Source organism: Lachnospira sp. (genome assembly GCF_016290755.1).
In the GTDB taxonomy this organism is placed as follows: Bacteria; Bacillota; Clostridia; order Lachnospirales; family Lachnospiraceae; genus Lachnospira; species Lachnospira multipara.
Map to the genome: position 1 here is coordinate 23,341 of NZ_JAEEVD010000027.1, position 8,449 is coordinate 31,789.

Annotated in this window: 6 protein-coding genes; 2 read left to right on the top strand and 4 right to left on the bottom strand. The window is 33.8% G+C overall.

Annotated elements, in window-relative coordinates; translation table 11 throughout:
- Nucleotides 1-12: 12 nt before the first annotated feature.
- Nucleotides 13-2,415: an HD domain-containing phosphohydrolase gene (locus QVA17_RS07800; RefSeq protein WP_287387607.1), complete on the bottom strand. Its 2,403-nt coding sequence runs from the start codon at nucleotides 2,413-2,415 to the stop codon at nucleotides 13-15.
- Between the two features lie 74 nt (nucleotides 2,416-2,489).
- Here QVA17_RS07800 and QVA17_RS07805 point away from each other — a divergent pair, with 74 nt between their 5' ends.
- Nucleotides 2,490-3,092: an Hpt domain-containing protein gene (locus QVA17_RS07805; protein WP_287387610.1), complete on the top strand. Its 603-nt coding sequence runs from the start codon at nucleotides 2,490-2,492 to the stop codon at nucleotides 3,090-3,092.
- Nucleotides 3,093-3,126: 34 nt separating this feature from the next.
- On the opposite strand, the gene QVA17_RS07810 is transcribed toward QVA17_RS07805, so the two are convergent.
- Both QVA17_RS07810 and QVA17_RS07815 read right to left on the bottom strand, forming a co-directional pair.
- Nucleotides 3,127-4,431 (bottom strand): ABC transporter substrate-binding protein, encoded by a 1,305-nt coding sequence (locus QVA17_RS07810; RefSeq protein ID WP_287387612.1) that lies wholly within the window; start codon nucleotides 4,429-4,431, stop codon nucleotides 3,127-3,129.
- Between the two features lie 46 nt (nucleotides 4,432-4,477).
- A complete protein-coding gene (locus tag QVA17_RS07815) occupies nucleotides 4,478-6,961 on the bottom strand; it encodes a response regulator (protein WP_287387615.1) in 2,484 nt (827 codons plus the stop codon).
- Nucleotides 6,962-7,138: 177 nt separating this feature from the next.
- Here QVA17_RS07815 and QVA17_RS07820 point away from each other — a divergent pair, with 177 nt between their 5' ends.
- Nucleotides 7,139-8,218 carry a M24 family metallopeptidase gene (locus QVA17_RS07820; RefSeq protein WP_287387617.1) on the top strand — a complete coding sequence of 360 codons (1,080 nt, stop codon included), beginning with the start codon at nucleotides 7,139-7,141 and terminating at the stop codon, nucleotides 8,216-8,218.
- A 111-nt stretch (nucleotides 8,219-8,329) separates the two neighbouring features.
- On the opposite strand, the gene QVA17_RS12670 is transcribed toward QVA17_RS07820, so the two are convergent.
- A partial coding sequence (locus QVA17_RS12670) for an LPXTG cell wall anchor domain-containing protein (protein ID WP_442911566.1) occupies nucleotides 8,330-8,449 on the bottom strand: 120 nt, incomplete at its 5' end.

Here is an 8,449-nt window from a genome sequence, read left to right on the forward strand (position 1 = left end):
ATCGCCTTAAAATCAATCTTTTTCGCTTGTAGATTCTCTTTCATAGATCATGTCACACAAATTCTTCATGGCGTTCTTAGTATCCAACATATACTCTGCCCTTTTTAGTGCAATTTCTCTAGCCTTATTATACTCATCTTTATCTGTTGTAAGAATTTTTATTCTATCTAACATTTCATCATAATCCTTACATAAGAATTCAGGAGCAATATTATATGCTACATCACCATAATCTATGGCAAGAGCCGCTAGTCCTTGTGCCATAGCTTCAACCACTGATGTTCCTCCGCCTCTCCTATAAGGATTAATATATAAATCAAAAGCTCTCATAATTCCAGTTACATCATCTTGATTACCAAGATATCTAACATACTTAAAAAGGTCTGGTCTTTCTTTTTTTACATCTTCATAATTATCCCAAAATCCTAAAAATACTATATAGTGTTTATCTGATGCAAATTTTTCTAAAAAGTCTAAAAATTCTTTATTAACATCTAAGGATAATCTTGCTCCTACAACCACAGATACAAATACATCTTCTGCTATATCTAAATCTGACTTTTTATATATATTTCTTGCTTCTTTAATACTAAAGGTAAATGGCAATGGGAAAAATCTATCATAATCAACTCCTACATATTTTAATATTTCCTTTTCCTCTGTAGTATAATCTCTATTTCTTGTGTGATATGAACATATACAAGGAGTTAAAAGGCTTGGCCCCATGGAAATAAAAACTACTGGAATTAGATCATCTATGCAATTTGCTAGTAAACTAGAATTACCAATTTCCATTACAAATGCAGGTTTTAACTCAGATATAGTTTTATATAAAATTCTTACTGCTTCAATGCTTGGCATATTGGGCTCACATTGAACATAAGGAATCACATGTCCTTTCCATTCAATACTTGGTTTTTCTAAATTCTCCTCACAATAAGTTGCTACATCGGTATTTTTAAATGGAATATTTCCTACCATCGTCAATAATTCTGCAGTATTAAATATAATTACTGTTTTGCCAAGATCTTGTAAACAAGCAGCCCTATCAAGAGCTGATTTTGTTGGGCCATGTCCCTTTGCAATAAGTTGGGATGTTATAATGACTACTAAATCCTTATTTCTCTTAGAAAATGCAATTCTTTTTTCTGGCTTATCAAATACATTTTCTTCATAAAATGCTTCTTTAAATTTCATATCTATTTCTTTTAATAAATCCCAATTATATTTCATAACCAATGGAATACTATATTCCTTAGTAAGAAATGACCATCTTGACAGCTGATGCCATAAAAAAAGTTTGTTTTCCCAACTAAGGAATTGTGTTTTTGTAATTTCATCATAGAATCTGCATAGTCTATCTAGATCTACGTGCTCACTAAAAAATACTGACTCATTATAGATATAATCTAATATCTCATCATCTAACTTCTCATCATCTATTATCTTCAACATAATATCTGCGAATTGGGGGTCAAATTGAGTACCTTTGCCTTTTTTAATTTCTTCGCGCACCTTCTCTTGTGGGAGGGCATTTCTGTAGCTGCGGTTACTTGTCATTGCATCATAAGCATCGGCTACTGCTATAATTCTTGCTACTTCTGGAATATCTTCGCCTGATATTCCTTCAGGATATCCATTACCATCATATCTTTCATGATGGAATTTTGCACCAAGAGAAAGTTCTGGCATTTCCTTGATATTGCTTAGAATTTTGTATCCTATGGCAGGATGCTTTTTTATGCAGGCAAATTCTTCATCATTGAGTCTTCCTGGCTTGTTTATTACTTCATCTGGCACACCTATTTTGCCAACATCATGAAGGAGGCCCAACATAAAGATTTTCTCCTGCTGTTTTTCATCATAACCATAACGCCTTGCGATTTCCTTAGAATATGCTGCCACCCTTCCTGAATGACCCTTTGTATAATTATCCTTGGCATCAATTGCATCTGCAAGGCATTCAACCACATGTAAAAATAGACTCTCATTTTCTCTAGTCTTCTCAGCTACCATGCTCCAAAGATTATTTGTAAGTTTTACAAGTTCAATGGCATGCTTCACCCTAAGAACTAACACGCTTGGAACAAATGGTTTTCTAATAAAATCCATAGCACCAAGTAGCAAGCCTTGTGTCTCTATTTCCTCATCTTCCTCAGCAGTCAAAAAGATTACAGGTGTGTCAGCCCAAGAAATTTGACTATTTTTTAGCTCCTTTATTACATCAAAACCGCTCATTTCCGGCATATTTATATCCATTAAAATTAAATCCGGAGGCAAATGATCTTGCATGTATTCTAATAATGCTTTTCCAGATTTCAAAGCAACAGCCTTAAATCCAGCATCAGTCAAGGTTTTCCAAGCTTTTTTTAAAATTATAGAATCATCATCAACAACGATTATTTGAGAAATCATAAGCTTACCCCCTCTCTAATTCTTTTCAATATGATATACTTAAAAAAAGCGTGATTTCCATGGAGGAATTTTCTATGAATAATACAGGCAAAGAAATTAATATTCCAGGTATTGATACAAATAAAGCTATTGCAACTTCAGGTTCTAAGGAGCTTTTCTTAGAGCTTCTTTCTGATGTTTACAAACTTATAGATGAAAAAAGCAAGCAAATAGAAGATTTTCTTGCAAATGCTAATCTCAAGGATTTCACAATTACAGTTCATTCTCTTAAGACCATCTGCCGCATGATTGGTGCAACTGCCCTTAGCGAGGATTTCTTCACCCTTGAAAAACTAGGAAAAAATGAACAACTAGAACAAATTAAAGAAATTGCCCCTGGCATTATAAAGTCTTTTCGCGCTTTAAAGCCTTATCTTGAACCTTATGCTCTAACAAAAGAAACAGCCCGAAAAGAATTTGACAAAGACTCAATCCTTTCCCTATTGGATAATCTACTTTACGCCCTTAATGACTTTAATCTTGCCGATGCAGAAGAACTTACTAAGCAAGTTCTAAGCTACAACTGCAGCCAAGAAACTAGCAGTAAATTTGAAAACTTGTCAAATCTAGTTTCAAATCTTGACTACGATGAGGCAATCTCCCTAGTGCAAGATCTTAGAGAAATTATCAAGCCTTAATTTCAATGCCTTTTATACTTCACAACACAAGCTATCACTTTACAGATATGCTTCCGTATTTTTCTACTGCTTCATCTACTGTCATAGTATTATTTATGACTGCGTAGGCTGCTGCCCTAAACTGCTTTACTGTTGTATCAAGAATTTCCGTGTCTCTAAAACTAATGGTTCGATTATCTGGGAATCCCGAAAGAGAAGCGTACACCTCATCAAGGGAATAATCTTTAGTAGGCGTAATCAACCTTTTTTCTTGGGCCATAAGTCCAAGCTCTTTCTGACTTGTTAAAAATCGTATAAATTCATTTGTCATATCAATATTTGCACTATTTTTATTTACACAAAACAGAATAGAAATTGAATCCATGTAGTAACCACCATCATCCCCTGATGGTGCTATGTAAAAATCATATTTAAATGGATTGTTTGAAAATGCTTCTGACTTGCTTTCACGTTTTTTTGTACCTGAGACGACATCTCCTGAGCACAACATCATAGGAACATCGCCCTCAAAAAATCGCATAATTACTGCATCGTAGTCATTTTCTATTTCTCTACTACACTTATTTATATCTATACATTCTGAATCCACGAACTCCTTTAATCTTGTAAGAGAATTTCTCATTGTTTCACCAGCTAAAGGATCAAGGTTATTTAGGGCATCTTCAACGCTTCTATCATCCTTTACAGTCTTAGCAAACATAGGATAAGCAAAGGTGTAGCCTATTCCTGGAGTTGTCATGGTATTGGCACCCATAACTGGAGATTCATATCCTGCTGCCTTTAACTTTTTACTTACGTCTAATAATTCCCCATAGGTCTCTGGCACTTTTAGCCCTTCTTTTTCAAAAATATCCATATTCACTAGCATGCCATAGGATGTGGCAAAAATTGGTAATGTCAAGATTTGACCATCCTCCATCTCCCAACTAACCCCTTCTCTTATGCAATCAAGATCTATATCTAATTTTTCATCAGAGAGATCTTGAGCATTATTAAATAAATCTGCATATTTTTCATTTCCATACATCCATGGTTGTACCACATAAATATCAGGAGGCTCTTGGCCTGCCAATGCCGGACCTATTGTATTACTGTAATCGTCAAGATAAGTATATCCAATTTCCCCATTGGGATAATAAGAATAGAATCTTTCAAACTCACTTTCTAAAGATTCAAAATTAGCATATGTTCCCACAACAGAAATCTTATAATTTATATTAGCGTCATACTTAGGCCTAAATTCTTTACTTTCACTTTTACTCTTTTCACAGCCAGGGACAGAAACTAGCAAAATTGCTGCAAAAACCACACTAACGATTCTCTTAACAGTTCTCCCCATACGCTCTCCTTTCTAGCAAAACTAATAGAAACCCCATAAGAAATTACTATAAAAATTCCTTTATCAGATCAATAAGTTCATCCCTATCCATTTCTTTAAAATCTCGAGATAGTAATTTAACGTCATCAAAGCTTTCTTCTAGCCTCATTTCTTTATCCGCAAGTATTAAAGAAACCTCATGATTTTCTAAATATTTAATAGCCTGTTCCTCAGATTTAACAAGCACAATATTTCCTGCATCTTCTAGCCACTCTTTGATTTTTCTCAAAACCCTAAGATCTTTATTAATTACTAAAATATTTTGTGGAGCAGTAAAATTCTCAGTCCTTTTATCTTCATTATTAAACACTACTAAATCAGGTGATAAATAATTTAAAATCATATTTTCAAGCTTAACTGTGTCTATAGGTTTAGTAAGATAATCATCAAAACCTGCCTCTATGTATTTTTCACGCATTCCAGAAATTGCATTAGCCGTAAGACAAATCACTGGTGTATTCTCATTAGCCGTGTCCTTTAACGTTCTCATTTCCTTAATGGTTTCAATTCCATCTTTACCTGGCATCATATGATCTAGAAAAATAATATCGTAATGTTTTGTCTTAAACTTACTTATGCAGGCATCTCCACTATCTGCCGTATCAATTTGAATTTTTGTTTCTCTAAGCAAGCTAATTAAAACCTTAAGATTTATCTCTGTATCATCAACAATAAGAATTTTCGCTTCTGGAGCCTCAAACTTGGATTTATACGCCTTTTGTTCACTTCTAAACTGCTTAAAGGCCTCCTCATACTCTCCTATCGCTTCCCAATCAACAACTGTCTGCCTTAATTCAAAGGAAAAAACAGAACCAACTCCATATTCACTTTCTACATTAATCTTACTTCCCATCATATTGAGAAAACTCTGTGCAATTGCCATTCCAAGTCCAGTTCCCTCAACATCTCGATTTTTCTTCTCTTCAATTCGCTCAAACGCCATAAAGAGCTTGTCCAAATCTTCTTTTTTTATGCCTACTCCTGTATCCTTAATTTCCACATGTAAACTTACTTCATCTTGTCTTTTATCAGATTTAGTACTTGTAATAGAAAATGTTATACCTCCTTCTTTTGTGTACTTCACAGCATTAGATAAAATATTAGTAATAATCTGCTTTATTCTTATTTCATCGCCAAGTAACACCCTTGGAATATTTCTATCTACCTTTAATTCAAAGAAAAGCCCTTTTTCCTCGGCCTTACACGTAACCATATTAACCAAATCATTTAGTAACGAAACGAAATTATAACTTTCCAACACAAGTTCCATCTTGCCAGCTTCGATTTTTGAAAAATCTAATATATCCTTAATAATAGCAAGTAAGGTAGTACCTGCCATTTTTATATTATTGGCATATGTCAAAATTTCTTCATCATGACTGTTTCTAAGAATCATCTCGTTCATGCCAACAATGGCATTCATAGGCGTTCTAATATCATGGGACATAGTTGATAAAAACTGTGATTTAGCCTCATTTGCCTGATTTGCAGCTATAGCTGCCACTTCAAGTTTGCGATTAAAAGCACGAAGCACTAATAAATTAAAGTGGAGCAAAATCATAAGTCCCACGCTTGTCATTCCAAGTAAAAGCCAATCTACAGACCTGTTATCTGTTAATTCCTTAGCAGGAATATAGGCAATCAAATACCAAGAATCTAAGCTTGTTAAAGGTGTATATGCAATAACACAATCCTCACTTTTTGAATTACGAATATGCATAGAAGCTATATCCGTGTGAATACTTTCCACAACCTTATTAAACTCCTTATTAGACATAGGATTATAGGATTTAAAATACTCGTAAAAATTGCTATTTTTTAGAGATTTTCCATGAATCATATAATTTCCGTCCCAATCAATAATAGATATTTCCACCTTTTCATATTCGCCCTTTAAAAAAATGAGCTTTTGCTCTAAACGGCTTACTGGCACAACTCTAATAATAAGACCATCTCTAATTACACCTTTTTCCTCATCAAGAATCTTAACATTATTTAAAAATGCAATGGATTGCACACCATTTAATGGATTTGTATATGCTCTTGTTAGGTTAACTTTACCATCCAGATTCTTAATATCAAAATTATCAAAAATTGATATATGAGAATAATCCACTTGATAATTATTTGAATTTGTTGTACTAGGCGATGTAGATAAACCAAGCAAAGATCCATCATCAATATATATTAAATGTCCAGATATTTCAGAGGATATTTTAACTTTTCTAATATAAGAAACTGCTTCCTCCATAGTCATTGGATTTCCTGCATCTGCTAAATTATTAATATAGTTCGACCAAATATCGCACAAATGCTGCTCATCCTCTAAATAATTATCAATAATTTGTTCTGTGGTTATAGTCATTTTCTCAAAAGACGCAACTAAAGCACGGTTTGACTCTAAGGCTCTATCATTGGCATATTTCACAATAACAAAAAGAATCAAACCTACCATCAATATATTAATGATAATAATATATCTCCTCTTCAAACTGTATCCCCTATTCAACCTATTTTTTACAACCAAAATTATATTTAAATTATACTATAAACACAAAAATTTGTCTTATACTATATTGTAATTATATAAAAAATTATTAACATTTGTGTTTTTATTTCAAAGTGGTATCCTTATTAAATAGTGACAGATTGAAAAGGAGTGAATAAAATGAAACAAAATCGTATTGACCGTATCTTTGCGGCCTTAAAAGAAATGGACGTACAACAAATGTTAATTGTAGATCCTATGTCTATATATTATCTTACTGGTATCTATCAGGAACCCTTTGAACGTTTCTATGGATTATTACTTAGAGAAGATGGAAAGAACGTCTTCTTCTTAAATAAATTATTTAACGCTCCTGGGGAACTTGGAGTTGAAAAAGTTTGGTATTCAGATACAGACGATGTGGCTGATGTTATAATGCCATATATTAATCCTGACTGGACTTTAGGTGTTGATAAGGATATTCGCGCAAGATTCCTTCTCCCACTTATGGAACGTAATGCAGCTAAGGGCTTTGTTAATTCATCAATTGCTGTTGATACTACTCGTGGTATTAAAGATGAAGAAGAACAGGAAAAAATGCGTGTTGCAAGTCATATTAATGACCTAGCAATTGCTAAATTTAAAGAACTTGTTCATGATGGTGTAACTGAAAAGGAAGTTGCTGATCAGACTCTTAAGATTTATCAGGACCTTGGAGCAGATGGTTTCTCCTTTGAACCATTAGTTGCCTTTGGTAAGAATGCAGCAGATCCACACCATTCACCAGATAATACAGTAATTAAGCCTGGTGATTGCGTGCTCTTTGATGTTGGATGCATTAAGGATGGATACTGTTCTGATATGACAAGAACATTTTTCTATAAAGAAGTATCCGATAAGGATAGATTTATCTATAATACTACTCGTGCTGCAAATGAAGCTGCTATCGCTAAGATTAAGCCAGGCATTAAGTTAAAAGAGCTAGATAAAACTGCAAGAGATCTTATTTCAAATGAAGGCTATGGCGAGAACTTCACTCACAGACTTGGTCATTTCATCGGCCTATCAGAGCATGAATTTGGTGATGTTTCATCAACTAATGAGACAGAAGCTAAGGCAGGTATGATTTTCTCAATTGAACCTGGTATTTATGTCACTGATGAAGTGGGTGTTCGTGTAGAAGACCTTGTACTTGTAACTCCTGAGGGTGTTGAAGTACTTAATAGCTATCCTAAGGAATTAGAAATTATTGGTGATTAAGTCTTGGTCGTTACATTTTAAAAATACACTTTCCCTAATTGGGAATAAAAATAGAGACCAAAACACAGCTTTAAAACTGTGTTTTGGTCTTTTTGTTTTGGTCTTTTTGTTTTAGTCATTTACTTTTTTCTTCTTTGAAAGCCCCAAAAATCCAAGTCCGCCAAGAGATGCTAGAAGAAGCAGATACCATACTTTGATATCATTTGGATCCCCGGTCTTTGGTGTAGTAGA

What these genes read in the sequence shown, in the direction of transcription:
- QVA17_RS07800 (WP_287387607.1), bottom strand. Translation starts at nt 2,415, where the DNA reads ATGATTTCTCAAATAATCGTTGTTGATGATGATTCTATAATTTTAAAA.
- QVA17_RS07805 (WP_287387610.1), top strand. Translation starts at nt 2,490, where the DNA reads ATGAATAATACAGGCAAAGAAATTAATATTCCAGGTATTGATACAAAT.
- QVA17_RS07810 (WP_287387612.1), bottom strand. Translation starts at nt 4,431, where the DNA reads ATGGGGAGAACTGTTAAGAGAATCGTTAGTGTGGTTTTTGCAGCAATT.
- QVA17_RS07820 (WP_287387617.1), top strand. Translation starts at nt 7,139, where the DNA reads ATGAAACAAAATCGTATTGACCGTATCTTTGCGGCCTTAAAAGAAATG.